The 21,504-nt window shown below is 52.8% G+C and carries 22 protein-coding genes and 2 pseudogenes; 7 read left to right on the top strand and 17 right to left on the bottom strand.

All coding sequences use genetic code 11. The features are described 5' to 3' along the window. Positions 1 to 28 precede the first annotated feature (28 nt). Positions 29 to 643, bottom strand: a complete 615-nt coding sequence (gene sodA / locus CD000_RS03040) for a superoxide dismutase SodA (RefSeq protein ID WP_011231937.1) — start codon at positions 641 to 643, stop codon at positions 29 to 31. 188 nt (positions 644 to 831) lie between these two features. Between sodA and CD000_RS03030 the strand changes: the two genes are divergently transcribed. After that, the gene (locus CD000_RS03030) at positions 832 to 1,608 is read left to right on the top strand and encodes a DUF1189 domain-containing protein (RefSeq protein ID WP_096224848.1); all 777 of its coding nucleotides are present in this window, start codon (positions 832 to 834) and stop codon (positions 1,606 to 1,608) included. 26 nt (positions 1,609 to 1,634) lie between these two features. Here CD000_RS03030 and CD000_RS03025 read toward each other — a convergent pair whose 3' ends face one another. After that, positions 1,635 to 3,308 carry a methyl-accepting chemotaxis protein gene (locus CD000_RS03025; RefSeq protein WP_096224847.1) on the bottom strand — a complete coding sequence of 558 codons (1,674 nt, stop codon included), beginning with the start codon at positions 3,306 to 3,308 and terminating at the stop codon, positions 1,635 to 1,637. Positions 3,309 to 3,440: 132 nt separating this feature from the next. Between CD000_RS03025 and CD000_RS03020 the strand changes: the two genes are divergently transcribed. After that, entirely contained in the window at positions 3,441 to 3,752 is a 312-nt protein-coding gene (locus CD000_RS03020) for a LysM peptidoglycan-binding domain-containing protein (RefSeq protein WP_096224846.1), read from the top strand. Between the two features lie 83 nt (positions 3,753 to 3,835). Continuing rightward, a complete protein-coding gene (ispG, locus tag CD000_RS03015; RefSeq protein ID WP_096224845.1) occupies positions 3,836 to 4,960 on the top strand; it encodes a flavodoxin-dependent (E)-4-hydroxy-3-methylbut-2-enyl-diphosphate synthase in 1,125 nt (374 codons plus the stop codon). Between the two features lie 57 nt (positions 4,961 to 5,017). Here ispG and CD000_RS03010 read toward each other — a convergent pair whose 3' ends face one another. Continuing rightward, positions 5,018 to 5,365 (bottom strand): hypothetical protein, encoded by a 348-nt coding sequence (locus CD000_RS03010; protein WP_011231947.1) that lies wholly within the window; start codon positions 5,363 to 5,365, stop codon positions 5,018 to 5,020. Positions 5,366 to 5,462: 97 nt separating this feature from the next. Here CD000_RS03010 and CD000_RS03005 point away from each other — a divergent pair, with 97 nt between their 5' ends. After that, positions 5,463 to 6,029, top strand: coding sequence for a nucleotidase (locus tag CD000_RS03005; protein ID WP_011231948.1), 567 nt, complete (start codon positions 5,463 to 5,465; stop codon positions 6,027 to 6,029). 37 nt (positions 6,030 to 6,066) lie between these two features. Here CD000_RS03005 and CD000_RS03000 read toward each other — a convergent pair whose 3' ends face one another. The 6 genes and pseudogenes from CD000_RS03000 to CD000_RS02975 form a co-directional block, all read right to left on the bottom strand. Beyond that, positions 6,067 to 6,486 (bottom strand): Fur family transcriptional regulator, encoded by a 420-nt coding sequence (locus tag CD000_RS03000; RefSeq protein ID WP_096224844.1) that lies wholly within the window; start codon positions 6,484 to 6,486, stop codon positions 6,067 to 6,069. Continuing rightward, positions 6,483 to 7,316: a metal ABC transporter permease gene (locus tag CD000_RS02995; protein ID WP_096224843.1), complete on the bottom strand. Its 834-nt coding sequence runs from the start codon at positions 7,314 to 7,316 to the stop codon at positions 6,483 to 6,485. Before CD000_RS02995 ends, CD000_RS03000 begins: the two co-directional genes overlap by 4 nt. Positions 7,317 to 7,354: 38 nt before the next feature. After that, positions 7,355 to 7,450 (bottom strand): annotated as a pseudogene (locus CD000_RS18985) (zinc ABC transporter ATP-binding protein); the annotation flags it as partial. A gap of 135 nt (positions 7,451 to 7,585) precedes the next feature. Further along, the gene (locus tag CD000_RS02985; protein WP_096224841.1) at positions 7,586 to 8,722 is read right to left on the bottom strand and encodes an IS110-like element ISGka2 family transposase; all 1,137 of its coding nucleotides are present in this window, start codon (positions 8,720 to 8,722) and stop codon (positions 7,586 to 7,588) included. Positions 8,723 to 8,992: 270 nt separating this feature from the next. Further along, positions 8,993 to 9,664 (bottom strand): annotated as a pseudogene (locus CD000_RS02980) (metal ABC transporter ATP-binding protein); the annotation flags it as partial. Positions 9,665 to 9,746: 82 nt separating this feature from the next. Further along, positions 9,747 to 10,628 (bottom strand): YitT family protein, encoded by an 882-nt coding sequence (locus CD000_RS02975; protein ID WP_096224840.1) that lies wholly within the window; start codon positions 10,626 to 10,628, stop codon positions 9,747 to 9,749. A 95-nt stretch (positions 10,629 to 10,723) separates the two neighbouring features. Between CD000_RS02975 and CD000_RS02970 the strand changes: the two genes are divergently transcribed. Then, positions 10,724 to 10,984 carry a DUF2624 domain-containing protein gene (locus CD000_RS02970; protein WP_011231953.1) on the top strand — a complete coding sequence of 87 codons (261 nt, stop codon included), beginning with the start codon at positions 10,724 to 10,726 and terminating at the stop codon, positions 10,982 to 10,984. Between the two features lie 20 nt (positions 10,985 to 11,004). Here CD000_RS02970 and CD000_RS02965 read toward each other — a convergent pair whose 3' ends face one another. Both CD000_RS02965 and CD000_RS02960 read right to left on the bottom strand, forming a co-directional pair. Then, positions 11,005 to 11,904, bottom strand: coding sequence for a deoxyribonuclease IV (locus tag CD000_RS02965; RefSeq protein WP_014196359.1), 900 nt, complete (start codon positions 11,902 to 11,904; stop codon positions 11,005 to 11,007). 41 nt (positions 11,905 to 11,945) lie between these two features. Next, positions 11,946 to 13,256, bottom strand: a complete 1,311-nt coding sequence (locus tag CD000_RS02960) for a DEAD/DEAH box helicase (RefSeq protein ID WP_096224839.1) — start codon at positions 13,254 to 13,256, stop codon at positions 11,946 to 11,948. 397 nt (positions 13,257 to 13,653) lie between these two features. Here CD000_RS02960 and vrrA point away from each other — a divergent pair, with 397 nt between their 5' ends. Both vrrA and CD000_RS02950 read left to right on the top strand, forming a co-directional pair. After that, a complete protein-coding gene (gene vrrA, locus CD000_RS02955; RefSeq protein ID WP_011231956.1) occupies positions 13,654 to 14,184 on the top strand; it encodes a VrrA/YqfQ family protein in 531 nt (176 codons plus the stop codon). Positions 14,185 to 14,305: 121 nt separating this feature from the next. After that, positions 14,306 to 15,256: a 4-hydroxy-3-methylbut-2-enyl diphosphate reductase gene (locus tag CD000_RS02950; protein ID WP_011231957.1), complete on the top strand. Its 951-nt coding sequence runs from the start codon at positions 14,306 to 14,308 to the stop codon at positions 15,254 to 15,256. 81 nt (positions 15,257 to 15,337) lie between these two features. On the opposite strand, the gene CD000_RS02945 is transcribed toward CD000_RS02950, so the two are convergent. From CD000_RS02945 to dnaG, 6 genes are all read right to left on the bottom strand, one after another. Beyond that, positions 15,338 to 16,459 (bottom strand): Nif3-like dinuclear metal center hexameric protein, encoded by a 1,122-nt coding sequence (locus CD000_RS02945; RefSeq protein ID WP_014196362.1) that lies wholly within the window; start codon positions 16,457 to 16,459, stop codon positions 15,338 to 15,340. Then, positions 16,456 to 17,160: a tRNA (adenine(22)-N(1))-methyltransferase gene (locus tag CD000_RS02940; protein WP_096226218.1), complete on the bottom strand. Its 705-nt coding sequence runs from the start codon at positions 17,158 to 17,160 to the stop codon at positions 16,456 to 16,458. The genes CD000_RS02945 and CD000_RS02940 overlap by 4 nt, the downstream gene beginning before the upstream one ends. 175 nt (positions 17,161 to 17,335) lie before the next feature. Continuing rightward, on the bottom strand, positions 17,336 to 17,698 hold the full coding sequence (gene cccA / locus CD000_RS02935) for a cytochrome c550 (protein WP_096224838.1): 363 nt from the start codon (positions 17,696 to 17,698) through the stop codon (positions 17,336 to 17,338). Positions 17,699 to 17,806: 108 nt separating this feature from the next. Next, complete coding sequence (locus CD000_RS02930; protein ID WP_096224837.1) at positions 17,807 to 18,322, bottom strand: hypothetical protein; 516 nt, start codon at positions 18,320 to 18,322, stop codon at positions 17,807 to 17,809. Positions 18,323 to 18,395: 73 nt separating this feature from the next. Further along, positions 18,396 to 19,523, bottom strand: a complete 1,128-nt coding sequence (gene rpoD, locus CD000_RS02925; RefSeq protein ID WP_011231962.1) for an RNA polymerase sigma factor RpoD — start codon at positions 19,521 to 19,523, stop codon at positions 18,396 to 18,398. A 34-nt stretch (positions 19,524 to 19,557) separates the two neighbouring features. Then, complete coding sequence (gene dnaG / locus CD000_RS02920) at positions 19,558 to 21,354, bottom strand: DNA primase (protein ID WP_096224836.1); 1,797 nt, start codon at positions 21,352 to 21,354, stop codon at positions 19,558 to 19,560. Positions 21,355 to 21,504: the final 150 nt, after the last annotated feature.

Raw genomic sequence — 21,504 nt, 5'->3', positions numbered from 1 at the left:
GGCGTTTTGTTTCGCCCCGCTTTGTTGATTACTTCGCTTTCGCTTCGCTGTACCGTTTCGCCACTTCGTCCCAGTTGACAATGTTCCAGAATGCGGCAATGTATTCCGGACGGCGGTTTTGGTATTTCAAGTAGTACGCATGCTCCCAAACGTCCAAGCCGAGAATCGGCGTTTTGCCTTCCATGATCGGCGAGTCTTGGTTCGGCGTGCTCGTAATTTCCAGCTCGCCGTTGTTCACGACAAGCCATGCCCAGCCAGAACCGAAACGGCCGGCCGCTGCTTTCGAAAACTCGTCTTTAAACGCGGTGAAGCTGCCGAATTTTTTGTTGATCGCCTCAGCCAGCTCACCCGTCGGCTCACCGCCGCCATTTGGCGACAAAATCGTCCAGAAAAGCGAGTGGTTTGCATGACCGCCGCCGTTGTTGCGCACCGCCGTGCGAATGCTTTCCGGAAGGGCTTCCAAATTGCTGAGCAATTCTTCGAGCGATTTGTTTTGCAAATCCGGATGCCCTTCAAGCGCCGCATTCAAATTTGTAACGTATGTGTTATGGTGCTTCGTGTGGTGAATGTTCATCGTTTCTTTGTCGATGTGCGGCTCCAGGGCATCGTACGGATACGGCAATGCTGGCAATTCAAATGGCATCTAAATCTCCTCCTTTTATCCTCATTATGTAAGCGGGCGCTGACCACCCGTCCAAAATTAGCTTACCAAAATTACCACAATGTTTCAATGTATTTGCTTGCCTGCTGGTTTCCAAAAAACGCTCAAAGTTGAATTCCGTTGACGCCGCATATACAATGGAAATGGAGAAAAAGAAAGGTGTGTCCATGATGAATGTATTCACCCAAATTTGGAAAAGTTTGTACTCCCCCAAAGATATTGCCCGCTTCCGCTTTCAAGGAATCGGCAAAACGATCGGCTATGTGTTTTTACTTACATTTTTATCCATCCTTCCAACCTTGTCCTATGCTTCCGTATCGCTCGTTGAAGGTGTCCGCACAACAGGCGCATTGTTGCGCGACGACTTGCCGCCTTTTTCGATTGAAAACGGCGAGCTTCGCTCAGCGGCGGCTGAACCGATCCATATTGACCAAGGCGGGTTTACGATCATTTTTGACAGCACGGGTGAAGTGACGAGAGAAGAAGTGGAACGGTTTCCGAACGCCATCGCGTTGTTGAAAAATGAAGCGGTGCTCGTTGCCAGCCACCAGGCGCAACATTACAGCTATGCCGCATTTCCAGATGTGGTCATTACTGACGAAGACGTGCGTGCGTTTATCACCAGCTTGCAGTCGCTTCTGCCGGTGCTCATTCCGCTTTTTGGGCTCGTGTTATACGTGCTCGCATGTGCAGGAAAATTTATTAGTGTGTGCCTGCTCGCTTTTTTCGGCCTTATTTTTGCCGGCATGTTGGACAAAAAGCTTCGCTACCGTCATACATGGATCATGTCAGCCTATGGCATTACGTTATCGACCGTCTTTTTTGCTTTGATGGAAGCCGTCCAAACGATCGTGCCATACGGCATGTTTATTCATTGGTTCGTTTCGCTCGCCGTTCTCTTTTTGGCGGTGAAGGAAGTTCCTGCCTCAGCCCAGCGAAACAGCTAGCCGCCAAGGAGTTCCTTGGCGGCTTTTTATCCGGCCGTTTCAAACTGTTTCACGCTTTGCCTCAACGTTTGGCCGAGCTCAATAAGCTCAAGCCCGATTCGATACATCGCCTTCATATCTGTTGTTTGTGTGTGGGAAGAATGAAGCATCTGTTCAGCGCTTGCCAATGTTTGTTGGGCCGTTGATACGAACGAAATGGTTGCCTGTTCCATCGGAGGAACCGAATTTGCCAACTCTCCCATATGTCGTTTCATACCCTCGATCTTCTCTGTCACAACTGCAATCTCCCTTAGCAATTCCTCGAGGGAACATTTCGAGCGGTACGCTGTCTGCATATACGTAGAAAAACGTTCGGAAACGAGCATGCCTTGCTTCGTTGTCGCGATGATGACATCGACCATCTCTTCCGTTGTTTTCGCAATCGACTCAACCGCTTTTCCTGATTGCTCCGCTAACCGCCTTATTTCTTTCGCCACGACAGCAAACCCTTTTCCAGCTTCTCCTGCTCTCGCCGCTTCAATCGTTGCGTTCAAAGAAAGATATTTCGTTTGCTCGGCGATCGTGCGAATCACTTGCACGATGTTGGCAACGGACGATGAGTAGCTCTCAACCTTTTTGACGGCGCCGGCCATTTGGGCAATTTCCTGCTCGAGTGCCTGAATGGACTGCGTCAGTTGCTTAATTTGTCTTCCCCCTTCCAAAGCAGCCGTATTCATATGTTGGGAGCTTTCTTGGATCATCTCCATCTGGTCAGTGACTCGCACCATATCCTCTTTCATTCGCTGAAAGAAGGTAATCGTTGCGTCTGAAGAAGATGCCGTTTCCGCAGCACCGCTTTTCACCATTCCGACTGCTTCCATTAATTCCTGATTACTCTCCACTGTCTTTTTAGATACTGTTTTTAATTGCTCGCCTTTATCCGAAAGCTGTTCTGTTGTAACCGATATGCGATAAATCATCTCCCGCATATTGCGAACCATCTGTTGGAAACTGGCGGACAACGATTGAATTTCCCGGGTGCGGGAAATGATGGACAGGTCGCTGCTCAAATCTCCATTCGCCACCTTTTTCATCGCTCGCTGAAGGCTGACGATAGGTGCTATCACCGTTCGGACAAACGCGATGATGACCAATGAGGCCGCACATGCGCTGATCAATGTTGCCGCCAAAATAAAAACAGCCATTTGGCGCACAGCCGTCATGTATGAACTTGTAGGCACAGCAATAACATAGATTCCTTTTAATTCCTGTATATTCCGGTAAACAAGTGTATAATCTTTTCCATTTATAACGGCATAGGAAATCCCATTTCTTTTCTTTTTCATATGTTCGGTGAGCGTCTCCGGAAGCAAAAGCTGTGAGCGCCGGCTTATGTAGAATGGGCGAACCGTTTCAGCAACGAGAAAAAATTCAGCCGGCACCCCATCTTGCATCAATTCGGCTTGTTGCTTGCGGACGCCCTCGTTCACCCGCTCCATAAACTGTTCTTGATCCCCTATGTACATAAATAAAAGGTTTTGCACCAGTTCATACATCATATCCGTTTCCCGCTCAAGACGTTGCTCAATCGCTTGCATTGTCTCCTTTTTGGCTTTCGCATACGATACTGCGCCAACCAGTCCAACTGAGATGGCTACAATGCCGACAAATAAAATGATTAACTGGTTTTGCAACTTCATCTCTCTTCGTGTTTTTTTCATGCTCGTCCCCCTCCTTCTCCCATTATGTCAGCCAACTATTAAGCCCGTGTAAATACTTTGTAATTTTTTTGAATTGTTCTCATATTTCACGCGGACAAGCATACATTTCATAAAAAAAGCGGTGGAGGAATCATGAAAAAGTGGCTGCTTGTTTGCATAGCTGTCCTTGTCGGCTATATCGCCTACCGGGATCTGACAACTGGAACACTTCCGGCGTCATCGGAGCCGCTGATCGCTGAAGAAGGGATCAGCAGTCCCGTGTACAAGACGGTCAAAATCAAAGCCGGAGACACCCTTTTGTCCATTGCCGAGCGTGAACAGCAAGGGCCGCTTCCCGTTTCAATCGACACGTTGATCCGCGACTTTGAGAAGCTGAATCCCGGCACAAAGGCGAACGCTCTTCAAATTGGAAAAGCATATAAAATCCCAGTATATAAAAAATAAGCGTAGTGTATTTCTTGCTAACGTGTTGTCACTACTGATAAACTTAGGGCAGGACAGCATTTGGTTTAAAGGAGCGAATGTTCGTGGGTGACATAATCCATCGTTCAAAAACGCGGCCGGTCCGCGTCGGTCCGCTGACAATCGGCGGCAGCAACGAAGTCATCATTCAAAGCATGACGACGACAAAAACGCACGATGTCGAAGCGACGGTGGCGCAAATCCACCGCCTCGAGGAAGCGGGGTGCCAAATCGTCCGCGTCGCCTGCCCGGACGAGCGGGCGGCTGAGGCCATACCGGAAATAAAAAAGCGAATCAACATCCCGCTTGTCGCCGACATCCACTTTGACTATAAATTGGCGCTGAAAGCGATCGAAGGCGGCGTCGATAAAATCCGCATCAATCCAGGCAACATCGGGCGCCGCGAAAAAGTCGAAGCGGTCGTGAAAGCGGCGAAAGAGCGCGGCGTACCGATTCGCATCGGCGTCAACGCCGGATCGCTGGAAAAACGCATTTTAGAAAAATATGGATATCCAACAGCCGACGGCATGGTTGAGAGCGCCTTATATCATATCCGCATTTTAGAAGAACTTGATTTTCACGATATTATCGTTTCGTTAAAGGCGTCCGACGTACGCCTCGCCATTGAAGCGTACGAAAAAGCGGCGCGCACGTTCGACTACCCGCTCCATGTCGGCATCACCGAAGCGGGAACGCTTTTTTCCGGCACGATCAAAAGCGCGGTTGGACTCGGCGCCATTTTAAGCAAAGGCATCGGCAATACGATCCGCGTTTCGTTAAGCGCCGACCCGGTTGAAGAGGTAAAAGTGGCGCGCGAAATTTTAAAAACGTTCGGACTCGCTTCCAATGCGGCGACGCTCATTTCCTGCCCGACGTGCGGGCGGATTGAGATCGATTTGATCAGCATCGCCAATGAAATCGAAGACTATATCGCCAAAATTCAAGCGCCGATCAAAGTCGCTGTGCTCGGATGCGCCGTCAATGGACCAGGGGAAGCACGGGAAGCCGACATCGGCATTGCCGGCGCCCGTGGCGAAGGCTTGTTGTTCCGCCACGGCAAAATCGTCCGAAAAGTACCCGAAGAGCAAATGGTGGAAGAGCTGAAAAAAGAAATCGACAAGCTGGCGGAAGAATACTTTGCAAAGCAAAAGGAAAACAAAGCCGCTCTGAAAGGCAACGCCGCCCAATGAGCGGAAGGTTCCTGCACAACGAGAAAGGGCGTCCCCGCTTGGGGACACCCTCGCTTTTTACGTATAAAACGGCATAATAAACAGGCGGACGAGAATAGCGATGACGCCGATGCCGATGGCCCACGCACCGAGCGTCTCTGCGCCGCGCCGGCGCGCGATAAACCCGACAATAATGCCGGCCGCCCCTAACAAAATCGGCCAAATAAACAAGGCGATGATGGACAGGGCCAAAGCGAGCCAGCCGAGCCCGGCGCCGTCCGCGCGTTCTTCGTCCCGTTCGTCGCCGCGGCGAATCGGTTCAGCGACTTCCGCCGCTGTTTCTTCCATAAAATTGCGTTCTGGTTCCTCTTTTCCGATCGATTGCACGTAACTTCCGTTATACGTGCGCTCGCGGTCGTCTGCCATATGCTTCCCTCGCTTTCCTAAAGTAAGAAGCATTATTAGTATGAGAAACCGGCGTTATTTTATCAGTGTGAATATTTTCTAACAGGAGGATGAAGCGGTGAAAAAACGGCTTGGCATCGACATTGACGGCACGGTGACATGTCCGAGCACGTTCATTCCGTATTTAAACGAAGCATTCGGCAAAGAGCTCGCATTAAACGACATTACGCAATACAATTTGGCGCCGTTATACGGCGTGGCGGAGGAAGAAATGGACCGCTGGCTTGAGGAAAACGAAGCGGATATTTATGAGAGGGCTCCGCTTGCCCGCTATGCGCTTGAGGTGATTGACAGCTGGAAAGACAAATACGAGCTGTATTACATCAGCGCCCGTGGCCGCCATTTGTACGATCTCACCGAGCGCTGGTTCCGGCGGCACGGCGTCCATTACCACCATATTGATCTGATTGGGTCGCACGACAAAATCGCCGCCGTCCGCCAATATAAGCTGTCGGCCTTCTTTGAAGACAAGTACGATAATGCCTGCGAAATCGCCGAAACATGCGGCATTCCCGTCATTTTGTTTGACACTCCGTACAACCAAGGCCCGCTCCCCGAAAACGTCATCCGCGTCAATAACTGGCTTGAAGCAAAGCGAGAAATCGAACAGCGCCTCCGGCCATAAACAAGGGGCTGATCCAAAACGCGAATGCGTTTTGGGATCAGCCCCTCTGTTGACATTGCGGACATGTGCCGTAAATTTCAAACTTATGGTCGGCGATTTCGTAGCCGTCGAGCTGCGTGGCCAGCCTTTCCATTGGACATATATCGATTTCTTTTGTTTTCCCGCACTCGGTGCAAATGAAATGATGGTGATGGCGGCGGGCGTCGCAGGCGAACCGAAACCGTTTCTCTCCTGACAACTCGGTCATCTCCAAAATGCCGAGCGCAGCAAAGAGCGACAAATTGCGGTACACCGTGTCAACGCTTAAGCCCGGATAAGCGGGACGAAGCGCCTCAAGCACTTCTCTTGCCGTCAAATATTTGTCGCTTTCGGCAAACAACTCAAGCATTTGTCTCCGTTTTTCCGTATATTTAAATCCTTTCTCTTTCATCAACTGCAACGCTTCGTCGATATTCATCGCTGCCGCCCCCTTTTCCATCCGAGTGCGAAAAGCAAAATGACAACCGCTGCGATGACGATCGTTCCACCCGGCGCCCAGTCTAGCTCATACGCCGCCCAAAGCCCGGCGATGACGGCCAGCTCCCCGAACAAAATCGAAAGCCCGATTACCTGTTTAAAACTTTTGGCGATGCGGATGCTCGCCGCCACCGGCAGCGTCATGAGCGAAGAAACGAGCAGCACGCCAACGATGCGCATCGACGCCGCGATGACGAGAGCGACAAGCACGATAAACAAAAAATGAATGAGCTTGGCGCGGACGCCGGAAACGCGGGCATATTCCTCATCAAACGAGAGAAGAAACAATTCCTTGTAAAAAGCGAAAATGACGGCGGCAGCAACAATCGCGACGCCGAGCGCCGTTCCGACATCAGAGCGGCTGACAGCGCTCACGCTGCCGAATAAATACGAAAACAAATCGGTCGTAAACCCGTTGGCCATCGAAATGAAAATGACGCTCAAGCCAAGACCGGACGACAACACGATTGGAATCGCAAGCTCTTCATAATGCCGATACACAGCGCGCAGCTTTTCGATAAACAGCGAGCCGATGACGGAAAAGCCCATGCCGATGTACAGCGGGTTCCATCCGGCTGCCGCCGGCACGGACTTCCCGAGCAGCAGCCCGGCGGCAATGCCGGCAAGCGTGACATGGCTCAACGCATCCGCGATGAGCGAGAGCCGCCGAACAACGATAAACACGCCAAGCAGCGGCGCGGCAAATCCGGTCAATACCCCGGCCCAGAAGGCGTTGCGCAAAAACTCGTACTGCCATAAGGCTTCCCACACGTGTCATTCCTCCAACGTCAATCGTTTATATGGCCCCTCTAGTGCTCGTGGGAGAGAACGTGAAGCGGATGCCCGTAAAACTGCGAAATGGCTTCGTCGCCAAGCTGTTCAAACTCCTCCGCTTTTCCGTGAAAATCCCCACCACTTGGTGAGTGCGGTATACGCTCCTGATCCGTGAGGGTATACTGAAAATGGCCAAAAAAGGCAATAGGAAAGCAGAGGTGCCCGATTTTAGGCATCTCGTATAACCTGTCTGCCTTTTGGCTAGACTAAATAAGTTGTGGTTGGCGGAACGGCTCTTTGCGGGAGATCATGCAAAAGATGATCACCAACATCCGCCGAGCTGTGGCGATGAGGGCTTTTTTCTTCCCGCACCGGGCCGCCAACGACCAAAACTTTCGGGACAAGGGATGCGTCTTGGATCGAGCTGCTGACCATGCCGCCTCGCATAACGCCGATCGGAGATGGGGATTGCCTTTTGTCGTGCGCGTGCTCTTTCGCTTTCCGGCGCTTTCATGGTTGCCGGGGGACAATCCAGTCCATGAAGCCGCCCGTTCCGGCGTTTCAAAGACGCTCATGTCGGTTCCCATCTCGGCTATGATGACGGCGGCGGTTTGTTTTTTCACTCCGGGCATGGTCATCAACAGGTTCACTTCCTCGCGATACGGCTCGAGCAGGCGGTCGATGTGTTGGTCGACTTCTTCGATGAGCCGCTCCAATTCCTCAACGTGTTTCCACAAGAGGCGAAGGAGACGGAGCTCGTGTTCGGTCAAGGTGCCGAGCAGCGAATCGTACACCGCTTGCTTTTTCTTTTTGAGCCTTCCGCGCAGGCATTGATCCAACTCGTCCTTGTCCACGTATCCCTTCTCAAGCAGCCGGGCGAGGATGTCTTTTCCGGAAACGCCGAAGAGATCGGAGAGGACCGAGCCGAGTTTGACATTGGAAGACTCGAGCACTTTTTGAATCCGGTTTTTCTCCGAAGTCAGCTGTCCGACCCACTTTTTGCGGAGGCGGGTAAAATCCCGCAATTCGCGAATATCCGCTGGGGGGACGAAACTTTTTTCAACGAGTCCATGGCGGAGCAGCTTGGCGATCCACTCGGCGTCAGAGACATCGGTTTTTCTTCCCGGGACATTTTTGATCCGCTGCGGATTGGCCAGTGTCAAGTCGACATAGCCCTCGAGGAAGGCAAAGACCGGTTTCCAATACACGCCGGTGGATTCCATGGCGACATGGGTGACCCCATGTTCTTCGAGCCACTCGAGCAGGTCGCCAAGTCCTTTCGAGAACGTGGAGAAGGTTTGAATGTCCTTTTGAATGTGTCCATCTTCTTCCCATAGCGCGCAGGCGACGATGGTTTCGGCATGAACATCCAATCCTGCGCAGCGAGGATAGATGACATCCATGATGAAAATCCTCCTTTTCGATGATCGAGTGCGCAAACAGCGAATCCACGGGAGAAATGCGGCAGTTTTCCGTTCGTCGTCACCTTTCCTCTATCACAGGAAAGGGCGGACAATGGGTGGTGCACCCAGTGGATTCAAACACTTTTCCGTACAGGGTCTAAGCCACCATTAAGCATAACGTCCTGTTGAACTGTTTGCGCCTATTCTTCATTATGGGAAGAAAAGGGGGATTTTCATGCCCGGGTGGAGAGCAAAAATTGCTCATGGAACTTTTCCATGGAAATAGAGGCGTCTGTTCAAACAGGCGATATGGGTGACCCGCTCCGTAATCGTCCCGATGTCGTGCGTCACTAAGATAAGCGTCAAACCGCGGCGGTTCAAATCGCCAAGCAGCTCATAAAACTCGTGCACATGGCGGGCATCCACGCCGACCGTCGGCTCGTCTAAAATGAGCAAATCCGGTTGGCTCGCCAGTGCCCGGGCGATAAACACCCGCTGCTGCTGGCCGCCGGACAGCTCCGCGATATTGCGCTTCGCCAACTCGCTCAGCCCAACAGCCTCAAGCGCCGCCGTGACCGCCCGCCGGTCTTCTTTCGTCAACAGGCGGAACAAGCCGCGTTTCGCCGTCAATCCGCTCGCCGCCACTTCCTCAACCGTCGCCGGAAAGCTGCGGTTGAAGCTGTTCGCTTTTTGCGACACGAAACCGATTCGATGCCATTCGCGAAACGATTCAATCGGCTCGCCGAACAAAAAAATGCGGCCGCTGTTCGGTTTTAACAAGCCGAGCACACATTTGAGCAGCGTCGATTTTCCCGAGCCGTTCGGGCCGACCAATCCTAAAAATGCCCCTTTCGGCACCGTTAAACTAACATGCTCAAGCACGTTCTCGTTTTCATAGCGGAACGACACATCCTCAATTTGCACAACAAGCCCATTTTCCATGGCGGTTCTCCCTTGCTAATTCAGAATCATTCCGATTTGCTTCACTATGCAAGTATACCCCACCATCCGCGTTTTGTAAACCTCAATGAATCGCTGATTTAAAGCGGGCGCCGCGCACTTCATGCGTCGGCATAATGGTGATGAACGCATCCGGGTCGATTTCATTGACGATCGATTTTAGTTTTGTCACTTCCAAGCGCGTGACGACTGCATAAATGATTTCCTTTTGCTCGTCCGTATATCCGCCTTTGCCGAGCAATTTCGTCGTCCCGCGGCCGAGCCGGTGCAAAATGGCGTCGGAAATTTCCTCATAATGATCGGTCACAATAAAGGCCGCCCGCGTCTCGTCAAGCCCTTCAATGACCGCATCGATCGTTTTTGAGGCGATGTAGTACGTCATCACCGAATACATGGCTGGCTCGAGGCCAAACACAAACGCCGCCCAGCTAAAAATAAAAACGTTGACAAACATGACAAACTCGCCGACCGAAAACGGGATTCTTTTCGTCATCAAAATCCCCAAAATTTCCGTCCCATCGAGCGATCCGCCATGACGGATGACCAATCCGACGCCAAGACCGAGCGACAACCCGCCAAAAACGGTGGCTAAAATCGGCTCGGTCGTCAGCGGGGAAAGATGGTGAAACAGCCGTTCGGTGACGCCGAGGATCACGACGCCTAAAATCGTTGACAGCATGAACGTTTTTCCGATTTGCTTGTAGCCGAAATACATGAACGGGGCGTTTAAGAGGATGACGAGCGTGGCGAAATTGAGCAGCCGCCATTCGTCCGGAGTCAAGTAGTCCAGAATCAGCGATATGCCAATGATGCCGCCGTCGATCATTTTGTTCGGAACGAGCAGCCGCTCGATGGCAAACGCCGCCAAAGAGGCGCCGATGGCGATCATCAACACCCGATACAACACATGGCCTAGCGGTTCTTTTTTATGCTGTTTTGACGCCAAACTACCACCCTTTCCCTTTTTGTTTTTTCTATTATACCATACACGCCTTTTCCATTCACGTCATATGATGGAACAGAAGCAAGGAGGCGGCTGCGATGAACATTTACCAACAGCTTGTCAAGCAAAAATTAAAAACGATCACCCCGGAAGAACTCGTTGCGTACAGCCGAGAGTACGGCTTGCCCATCACGACAAGCCAAGCGAAACAAATTCTTCATCTCGCCCGGACGAACGACATTAACGTCTTTGACCCCGAGGAGCGGAAAAAATGGGTGCGAGAGTTAGCGAAAATCACCTCGCCGGACATCGCTCGAAAAGCGAACGAGCTATTTTTGAAATTCGTGCAAAAAAAATAAAAGGGCGCATAGCCCTTTTCTCATTCCGCCCCAGCGTTGATTTTTTCAAGCAACTGGTCATCGAACGACTGCGCCCGCAGCATGGCGATTTCGTGCTTGTACGGTGGTTTTTTGTTGTGTTTGTCCTCGCCCACGTATGGAGTTTCTAAAATTTTCGGAATATCCTCAAGCTGCGGGTGATGGACGATATAGTTGAGCGCAGCAAACCCGATATGGCCGAAACCGATGTTTTCATGGCGGTCTTTCCGGCTGCCGCGCGGGTTTTTGCTGTCGTTGATGTGCAGTACTTTCAGCCGCCCGAGACCGATGATCCGGTCAAACTCCTCAAGGACGCCGTCAAAATCGTTGACGATGTCATAGCCGGCGTCATGCGTATGGCATGTATCAAAGCAAACGGACAGCTTATCATTATAGGCGACGCCGTCGATAATGTACGCGAGCTCCTCAAACGTCCGCCCGCATTCCGACCCTTTGCCGGCCATCGTTTCTAGGGCGATTTGCACGTTCTGTTCGCGCGTCAACACTTCATTCAGTCCACGAATAATTTGGCGAAGTCCGGCTTCCACCCCTGCGCCGACGTGAGCGCCTGGATGGAGCACAAGCTGTTTGGCTCCAATGGCTTCCGTCCGCTCGATTTCCGCGCGCAAAAAGTCGACGCCTAGCGAAAACGTATCGAGATTGGTCGTATTGCCGATATTGATGATATACGGGGCGTGGACGACAATCTCTTCGATGCCGTGCGCTTGCATATGCTGGCGCCCGGCTTCGATGTTGAGCTCTTCAATCGACTTGCGCTTTGTGTTTTGCGGCGCCCCGGTGTAAATCATAAACGTGTTCGCTCCGTAGGAGGCCGCTTCCTCGCTGGCGGCCAGCAGCATTTTCTTTCCGCTCATGGAAACATGTGAACCGATTTTTAACATGTTCTTCTCTCCCTTTTCTTTGCGTTAAAGGCGGACGGCTATTATGATTTTTTGAAGCGGCCAAGCCGCTTTTTCTTCTTCTCCAGCTCCGCGCGCAACTTTTTTTTGTAGCCCGGCTTCACCTGCTTCGTTTTTTTCAGTTTGGCGAAAAGCAGCGCCAGTTCGTCATCCTTTTCGCCCGCCCGCTTGCTCCGCCGGTTCCACGGCGGCAGCTCCTTCCATTCGCCGCGCACGAGATCACGGTGGATAAACGAAATTCCCATTTTTTCCAACCGAGCAATCGCATCTTGGTCAGACGGCTCGTAAATCGTCGCCGCAATGCCGCTATAGCCAGCGCGCGCCGTCCGTCCGGCCCGGTGAATATAAAACTGCAGATCATCAGGCAACTCGTAGTTGATGACATGACTGACGCCTTCAATATCGATGCCGCGCGCCGCCAAATCGGTCGCGACGACATATTGAAACTCCAAATCGCGGATAAGATTCATCATCTTTCTCCGCTCGCGCGGCGTCAAATCGCCGTGCAGCACGCCGACTTTCAACCCTTGCTCAGCGAGACGGTCGGCGACCTCGTCAGCCATTTTCCTTGTGTTGACAAATACGATGGCCAAATACGGGTTGTAGCTGAGGAGCACATCACGGAGCAGTTTTGTTTTCTCGCGTCCACGCAGCGGGATGAGCACATGTTCGATGTTTTCGTTCGCCGTCCGCTTCGGGTCGACGTGGACAAAGGTCGGGTTTTCCATATATTTTTTCAAAAACGGCTTCAGCTTTTCCGGAATCGTCGCTGAAAAGACGAGCATTTGCAAGTCTTTCGGCATCCGGGCGGCGATTTGGTCGACATCAGTGATAAAGCCCATATCGAGCATCAAGTCAGCTTCATCGACGACAAGGATGTGGGCCGTATGCACATCAAGCGCCTGCTCGCGAATGAAATCGTTGATGCGCCCCGGCGTGCCGATGACAATATGCGGCTGCACGTTGAGCTTTTCGAGCGCTTTTTGCTTATCCGTCCCGCCGATCAAGCAACGGGCGACGATCATCCGATCTTTCGGGCAAAACTTCGTAATTTTCAGCGTTTCGTGATAAATTTGCGTCGCTAACTCGCGCGTCGGCGCCGTGATGACGGCTTGCACTTCGGCGCGTTCCGGCTTGATTTTTTCAATGATCGGCAATAAGTACGCATGTGTTTTTCCTGTTCCGGTTTGCGATTGGCCGACCATGCTTTCGCCGCGCAGCGCCCCCGGAATGATGCGCTCTTGAATTTCCGTCGGTTTATAAAAACGAAGCGTCTTGATCGCTTCGATGATAAACGGCTGAAATGAAAAACGAGTGAACTGCGTTTCTGTCATCAAGCACCACTCCCTTCTATGAAATAAATGCAACTGGAAGGTTTCCCATCTCGTTGGCCCAAAAGCGTGCCGTCTATTTTTCCGACTGTCGGCGGCAAGCTTTGACGCGACGGAAGACGGAACAACCAACCGTTTCACAAATCCATGCATCGGTCTGGAAGCGGTATGGTTCGATCACCCGACAGTCGATCAAATACTGGCTGGCTCCATAAAAAAGCGTAAACGTGAACATTTTAAATGGCATATGGGCACCGCTTCGTCCGCTTCATCATTATAGCGAATCGCTGCCCCCTGCCGCAACTAAAGACGATCCTGCAACAAACCTTTCCCGCCTTGCCCGCATATTGTAGAAAGGAGGACATTCGTTCATCCGCACGACCGAAAGGAGGAAGCTGCTATGAGATACAGTCGGCCCCCGATGATGCCTTCTCCGTTTGCCGGAAGGCCGCCATCCCCGTTCGCCCGCATGCCGGCGCCGCCTTTTGGCCCCAGCGGCCCCGGCGGCTTCTTGGCCCGCTTGTTTTCGCGCGGGCAGCCGCCGGCTGCTGCATCGTCTCCGTGGGGGCTGCCGTTGCTGTCCAACGCCGCTAACACCGCCGCATCCAACACGGGCGGCGGCTTGGTTGGCATGTTAAACAACGTGCAAAAAATGCTTGGCATCGCACAAAACGTCATGCCGATGGTGCAACAGTATGGACCGCTCATCCGCAATCTTCCGGCGATGATCCGCATTTTCCGCGAGTTGAAACCGGCCGATGAAGGGGAAGGCGAAACAACGTCGGAAAGCGCACCGGCCAACGAAACGAAACAAAAGCCGGCCGCCAAGGCGCCAAAAAAACGCTCCGTTCCGCAGGCAAAGCGCGAAGAGCCGCAAGAAAAAGAAGCACCGGCCGCCCCGAAGCCTTCCAAGCCGAAACTGTATATCTAGTTTCTTTCCCCGCCCTAGCGCACCCGCTGTTTAGGGCGGTTATTCTTTGTCTTCTCCCCGGTGCTCCGATATAATGGAAGGTGAACAACCGCCGCACAACCGGCGGCAGGGAGGGAATATGATGGAAGTGATTAAAATTACCCCGCGCGGGTATTGCTACGGGGTGGTCGATGCAATGGTCATCGCCCGCAACGCGGCGTTGGACCCATCTTTGCCGCGTCCGATTTACATTCTCGGCATGATCGTCCATAATAAGCACGTCACGGACGCGTTTGCCGAAGAAGGCATCATCACGCTCGATGGAGAAAATCGTTTGGAAATTTTGGAAAAAATCGACCAGGGCACCGTCATTTTCACCGCCCACGGCGTCTCACCGGAAGTAAAAAAACGAGCGCTCGAAAAGGGACTTGTCACGATTGATGCGACATGCCCCGATGTGACAAAAACGCATCGGCTCATCGAACAAAAGCTCGCCGATGGCTACGATATCATCTATATCGGCAAAAAAGGACATCCGGAACCGGAAGGAGCGGTCGGCATCAATCCGGAAAGAATCCATCTTGTGGAAACCATTGATGATGTCGAACGGCTGTCCATTCACAATGAGCGCATCATGGTGACGAACCAAACGACGATGAGCCAATGGGACGTCGCCGACATCATGGCGAAAGTGAAAGAAAAATACCCGCACGTGGAAATGCATAAAGAAATTTGCCTGGCCACCCAGCTTCGACAAGAGGCGGTCGCTGAGCAGGCGAAGGAAGCCGATGTGACGATCGTCGTCGGCGACCCGCGCAGCAACAACTCGAACCGCCTCGCCCAAGTATCGGAAGAGATCGCCGGCACGAAGGCGTATCGCGTCGCTGATGTGACGGAAATCGACATCAACTGGATTAAAGATGCGAAAAAAGTCGCTGTCACCGCCGGCGCTTCCACCCCGACGCCGATTACGAAAGAAGTGATCGACTTTTTGGAGCAGTTTGACCCGAACGACCCATCGACATGGAAGAGGGAACGGAAAGTGCCGCTGCAAAAAATCTTGCCGAAAGTGAAAACAAAGAAAGAAGAGTGACGGTTGTTTCATCCATAAAGAGAGGCTGTCTTGGACAAACGGTTGAACCGCTCATCCAGGACAGCCTTTTTCGTTGGCCGTTCATACGAACTGAAACGGATCAGTATGGACGCTGGAAGCAACCACTTCTGCCTCCCATTGACGTTTCGAGAGCTCAGTGATTAAGTATCGGGCTACGCCTTCTTTCATGATTTTTTCTACATTATGTCCCGGATCAATGATGTGAAGGCCGAGCGCTTGGGCGTCATGGGCGGTGTGGTAATACACATCCCCTGTCACGTATACGTCCGCCCCGGCCGATGCGGCGGCAGCGACAAACTTATTCCCATCCCCGCCAAGCACCGCGACCGTTTGCACAAGATCATCCAGCCGGCCAACGACGCGCACCGCCGGAACGGAAAACGCCGTTTTCACCTGCTCGGCAAAAGCGCCAAGCGTCACCGGCTGCGGCAGCCGGCCAATGCGCCCGAGCCCGAAGCGACGGCCTTCATTGTCAAGCGGATAGATATCATAGGCCACTTCCTCATACGGATGAACAGCCAGCATCGCCTGAATCGCTTCCCGTTCAAGAGAGGCCGGCACGATCGTTTCGATGCGCACTTCCTCAACTTCCTCGAGCCGCCCTTGCTCGCCGATGAACGGCCGCGCCCCTTCGTGCGGCAAAAACGTGCCGACGCCGCGGCTGTTGAACGTGCAATGGCTGTAGCGGCCGATATGCCCGGCGCCGGCATCGCCTAAGGCCTTCCGCACCACCTCAGCATGCGTCACCGGCACATAAACAACGAGCTTTTTCAACGGTTCGGTATACGTCGGCACAAGCACAGCCGTATCGTTTAAGCCGAGCGCCTCGGCAAGCCAATCGTTCAGACCGCCATCGGCCACATCCAAATTCGTATGGGCGGCGTACACCGCAATGTCATGCTTGATGCACGCGGCGATCATCCGCCCGTGCCCATCATCAGTCAGCAATTGCTTCAGCGGGCGGTACAGTGGCGGGTGGTGGGCGATGATTAAATCCACTTGCTGATCGATCGCTTCGACAACGACATCTTCGAGCACATCGAGAGCGATCATCACTTTTTTGACCGGCTTGTTTAGTGTCCCGATTTGCAGACCGATCCGATCCCCTTCCAGCGCCAACTGTTTCGGAGCAAGCTGCTCAAGAAGCTGAATGATTTCATAGCCGTACGGAACGCGGCTCATAACAACGCCTCCTCCACCAATTGAACTTTTCTCTCCAGTTCACGCTTTTTCCGCTCAGCCGCTTCACTTTGCCCTTTGGCCGTCAAATCAGCGATGATCCGTTTCCAATTTTCAATCTCGCGCTTCCACTTTTCGCGGAACACCTCGCTGTTTTCCCGGCGCAAAAACGGTCCAAGGAGCAGCTCCGCCTCAAGATGTCGGTAAGGCCGTCGGGGGGCGCCAGGCTCGGCGACGAGTACTTCATAAATTTGCCCATCTTCTTTCAAAATGCGCTCAGCCACGAGCTCCCACCCATGATCAAGAAGCCAACGGCGAACAAGTTCTGCACCGATGTTCGGTTGCAAAATGAGCCGTTTGACACCGGCAAGCTTTTCCTTTCCGTCGCCCAAAATGCGGGCGATAAGCGCCCCACCCATGCCGGCGATCGTGATGCAATCCGCCTCCCCCGGGGCAAGGATCGAAAGCCCATCCCCTTTGCGCACGGAAATGAGATGAGAAAGCCCGGACTTCTCGACTTGCTGCTGCGCTAGGCGGAACGGTCCGTCCGCCACCTCGCCGGCAATGGCTTTTGATGCGCAGCCGTGCAAGCAGGCATAGCAAGGCAAATAGGCGTGATCGGAACCGATATCAGCGAGCACCGCCCCTTTCGGGATGAAGGAAGCGACCGTTTCGAGCCGCTTTGATAGGTGAAATTCGTTCATAATCCGACAACGGCGCAGCCAACCTTCTCCAAGCTGCTGTGCGAAGGCGGCCCGCATTTCCCTCCTTTCTTTTTCCAATTTTGTGCACTTTGATGGCATAAATGGAACGCTCTCTCCTAGTTCGAGATGATAAAACATCCCTTCGCCAAAGGCAAAGGGACGTCAATCATCGTTATTATTTTAAGCCGGCCAGCCATTTCGTCATCGCGTCGAGGTTTTCGGCTGGTACAAGCCCGCCCGGCATGCCGCCGCGTCCGTTTTGCAGGACATCTTTGATTTGGTCCGCCGATAACCGTTCGCCAACTCCTTTTAATGCCGGACCCATGCCGCCTTCATAATTTTGTCCGTGACAGCTAAGACACGTTTGTTGGTAAAACTGTTCCGGATTGAATTCAGCCGTTTGTTCCGTTTTTTCGCCGCCTTTTTTCTCTTTGGCCATTTCCTTCGCATCGCCTAGTCCTTTAAACGACAAGACGAACGTCAGCACAATCCCGAATGCCATGATGATGAAAAACGGGATGAGCGGATTGCGGTTCATCTCTTTTACCTCCTTTATGTATGATGAAGAACGCTGCAAACAACTTTATTTTACTGTAAATAATGGACAAGGAAAAGCCCTAAGTTGCTGAAATGGCTGCAATGCGCCTCAACGCCACCAGATGGCGGCGGCTACAAGCAGCGGTCCGCTGACAGCGGCGAGCGAAAAGTAGCGAAGGTGAAGCAGGCGGCCGACAACAAACCAGAGAACACAGTTTCCGAGCACGACAGCTACTAGCGCACCCGTTTGCCTGGGAAAATACCGATCAACCTCAAGAATGGATGCCATAAGCAAAATCCAGGCGCTTCCGATGAGCGGAAAGTGAAGGAGCTCTCGCTTGTTCCGCCACCGCCAACAAAAGAACAAGCAGGCAGCCAAAAATAGGGCGAAAAGGAGCGTTTGCAAAACGAATGACAATTCAGTAAAATAAATGACAAGAGCAGCGGCTGGAAGCAATAAACAGAGACCAGCGGCGAGCGAGCTGCGCCACCGTCGTCCGTGCGAACGGGCGTCTCCTTCCGTGTACAACGCGAGCAAATAGTCGCAATAATGTTCCGGCAGAAGGCGCGAACGTTTCCAATATTCGATTTCTTGGATGATCGTTTCCCGTCGTTGCCGATTCATAGATAGACCACCTTTCCCATAAAGAAAGAAAAAATAGTTTACTTCCGAAGAAGTAAACTATCGAACAAACCGGTCACTCTAAAAAGTCTTTCAGCCGTTTGCTGCGGCTCGGATGACGCAGCTTGCGCAACGCTTTGGCTTCAATTTGACGGATGCGTTCGCGCGTCACGCCGAACACTTTGCCGACTTCTTCGAGCGTCCGCGTCCGTCCGTCATCAAGCCCGAAGCGGAGACGCAGCACATTTTCCTCGCGGTCCGTCAGCGTATCAAGCACATCTTCGAGCTGCTCTTTCAACAGCTCGTAAGCGGCGTGTTCCGACGGCGATGTCGCGTCTTGGTCTTCGATGAAATCGCCAAGATGCGAGTCATCTTCCTCGCCGATCGGCGTCTCGAGCGACACCGGTTCTTGGGCGATTTTCAAAATTTCCCGCACTTTTTCCGGTGTCAAATCCATTTCCTCGGCGATTTCTTCCGGCGTTGGTTCGCGCCCGAGGTCTTGGAGCAATTGCCGTTGGACGCGGATCAGTTTATTGATCGTTTCGACCATATGAACCGGGATGCGGATCGTCCGCGCCTGATCGGCGATCGCCCTTGTGATGGCTTGGCGGATCCACCAGGTCGCGTACGTGCTGAACTTGTAGCCTTTCCGATAGTCAAACTTTTCGACCGCCTTGATCAGCCCCATGTTCCCTTCTTGAATCAAATCAAGAAAGAGCATGCCGCGGCCGACATACCGTTTGGCGATGCTGACGACGAGGCGGAGGTTCGCTTCCGTCAGCCGGCGTTTCGCTTCTTCATCGCCTTGCTCGATCCGTTTCGCCAGCTCGATTTCTTCTTCCGCCGACAACAGCGGCACGCGGCCGATCTCCTTCAAGTACATGCGCACCGGGTCATTGATTTTGACGCCGGGAGGAACGGACAAGTCATTTAAGTCGAATTCTTCCTCTTTGGCCAAGTCGTCGATGTCCGGATCGGCCTCAAGGTCGGATTCGCTGATCACTTCAATGCCCTGCTCAGCGAGGTATTCATAATACTCATCCATCTGGTCGGAGTCCAAATCAAAGCCAGACAACCGCTCAGCGATTTCCTCATAGGTGAGGATCCCCCGCTTTTTGCCGAGCTCAGCGAGTTGCTCTTTCACTTGTTCAAGCGATTCGCCGGCAGCTTCAGCCTGCTTTGATTGGGCTGGTTTTTCAGCCATTTCATTACCTCCTTTAAAAACTCATACCACCATGTTATGAAGAAGATAACATTTTTTTTATCTCAATCATCTCTTTCGCGATGCGGGCGGCCGTCAAAAAGTCTTTTCTTCGCTCCGCTTCCGTCTTTTCTTGCTCTTTTTCCTTTAGCATTAACCATTTCGGGTGATTCAACACATGCCGGATGCAATCGGCAAGCTCCCGATCGGAAACGTCGTCTGCGACCAACAAAAGCGACAGCTCGCTCGCCAGCGTCCGCAACTCGCCGGGAAGCCGAGACATGAGCGCGCTGGGGTCGGCTTCATGCCCCTCTTCGTAAAAGGCGTAAATGTAAGCAGCCAACGCCCGATGCTCTTCGATATTAAATCGGCCGCCGACCTTCTCCTGAACGATGAACGCCACATCGCGGCTCCGCATCATATGGGCAAGCAACAACCGCTCGGCATTTTGAAAGGCCGGAAGCAATTTTTTCGTCAATGCCGGCCGGACCGGTTTTCCGCCGTCATTCACCTGCGGCTTTGGCTGTTCCGGCTTGGAGCGGGACAACTGTTCGTAAAGCGCGGAGAGCGACAACGAAAACTCATCCGCAAGCTGGCGCATATAATAATCTTTTTCCACCGGGCTCGACAGCTTGCTGATTTCTCGGAGCGCTTCCTCGATATAACGGAGCCGGTCGCCTTCTTCCTGCAAATTTTTTCCCCGCCGCAAACGATCCATTTTAAACGCCATGAGCGGCCGGGCGGCGGCGATCTCTTCGGCAAAACGGTCGGCGCCGCAAGTGCGTATATATTCATCTGGATCCAGCCCGTCCGGGAGCAACGCTACCTTCACGCGGCACCCGAACGCGCTCAATTGTTCGGCGGCGCGCCAGGCGGCTTCCGTTCCGGCGCTGTCGCCGTCATAGCAAATCGTGACCGTTTCCGCATGGCGGCGCAAAATGCGTGCCTGCTCCTCGGTCAGCGACGTTCCCATCGTTGCCACCACATAGTCAACGCCGGCCTGCACGGCAGAGATGACATCGGCAAACCCTTCAACGAGCAGCGCCTCTTGACGCTTGCGGATTGACACGCGCGCCTCGTGAAAAAAATACAAAAGCGTGCCTTTGCGGAAAATCGGCGTTTCTGGGCTGTTCATGTACTTTGGTTGCCCGTCGCCGAGCAGACGGCCGGAAAAACCAACCGTCTCGCCGCGATGATCATGGATCGGAAACATAATCCGATTCCGGAAGCGGTCGACGTATCGCCCGTCTTCTTTTTTCACCAACAAGCCCGCCTTTTCCATCAACACCAACGGAAACGAACGGCTCTCCAGCAACCTGACGGCGGCATCAGGAACATCCGGCGCATAGCCGATTTCAAATCGGTCGATCGTTTCTTTTGTCCACCCGCGCACCTGCAAATAATCGAGCGCGGCTTGTCCTTCTTTTGTATGGACAAGCAAATGATGGTAAAATCGTTTCAACAACGTGTGTGCTTCGACCATCGCCTTCGCCTCGTCGGCCCGGCTGCCATCACTCCCGCGGCTGTCCAGCTCATAGGCGGACAAATCGATCCCTGCTTTGGCCGCAAGACGTTTCGCCGCTTCCACAAACGGAATGCCTTCGATATCCATTAAAAACGTAAAGGCATTCCCCCCTGCCCCGCAGCCGAAGCAGTGGAAAATTTGCTTTTCTGGGGAAACGGAAAACGATGGCGTCTTTTCTCCATGAAACGGGCATAAGCCAAAATAGTTGCGGCCTTGCTTTTTCAACTGGACGTATTCGCCAATGACGTCAACGATGTCAACGCCGCGGCGGATGGCTTCAATCGTTTCCTCGGGAATGCGATGTCCCATACGAACAACCCCGTATCGTATTTATTCTCGGCAGCAAGCCGATTTTCCTTTCCATTTCGACAAATTTTTTCAAAACGTTCGTTTCGCCCCCTTGCCCGTAAAGTCGGCTGGCTTGATCATCCGCTTCCCGCCCCTCAGCCCGCCGTCTGG

It is taken from the genome of Geobacillus sp. FJAT-46040, from assembly GCF_002335725.1.
In the GTDB taxonomy this organism is placed as follows: Bacteria; Bacillota; Bacilli; order Bacillales; family Anoxybacillaceae; genus Geobacillus; species Geobacillus thermoleovorans.
The sequence above is the reverse complement of the archived record's forward strand: the minus strand, read 5'-3'. Positions and strand labels throughout refer to the sequence as shown.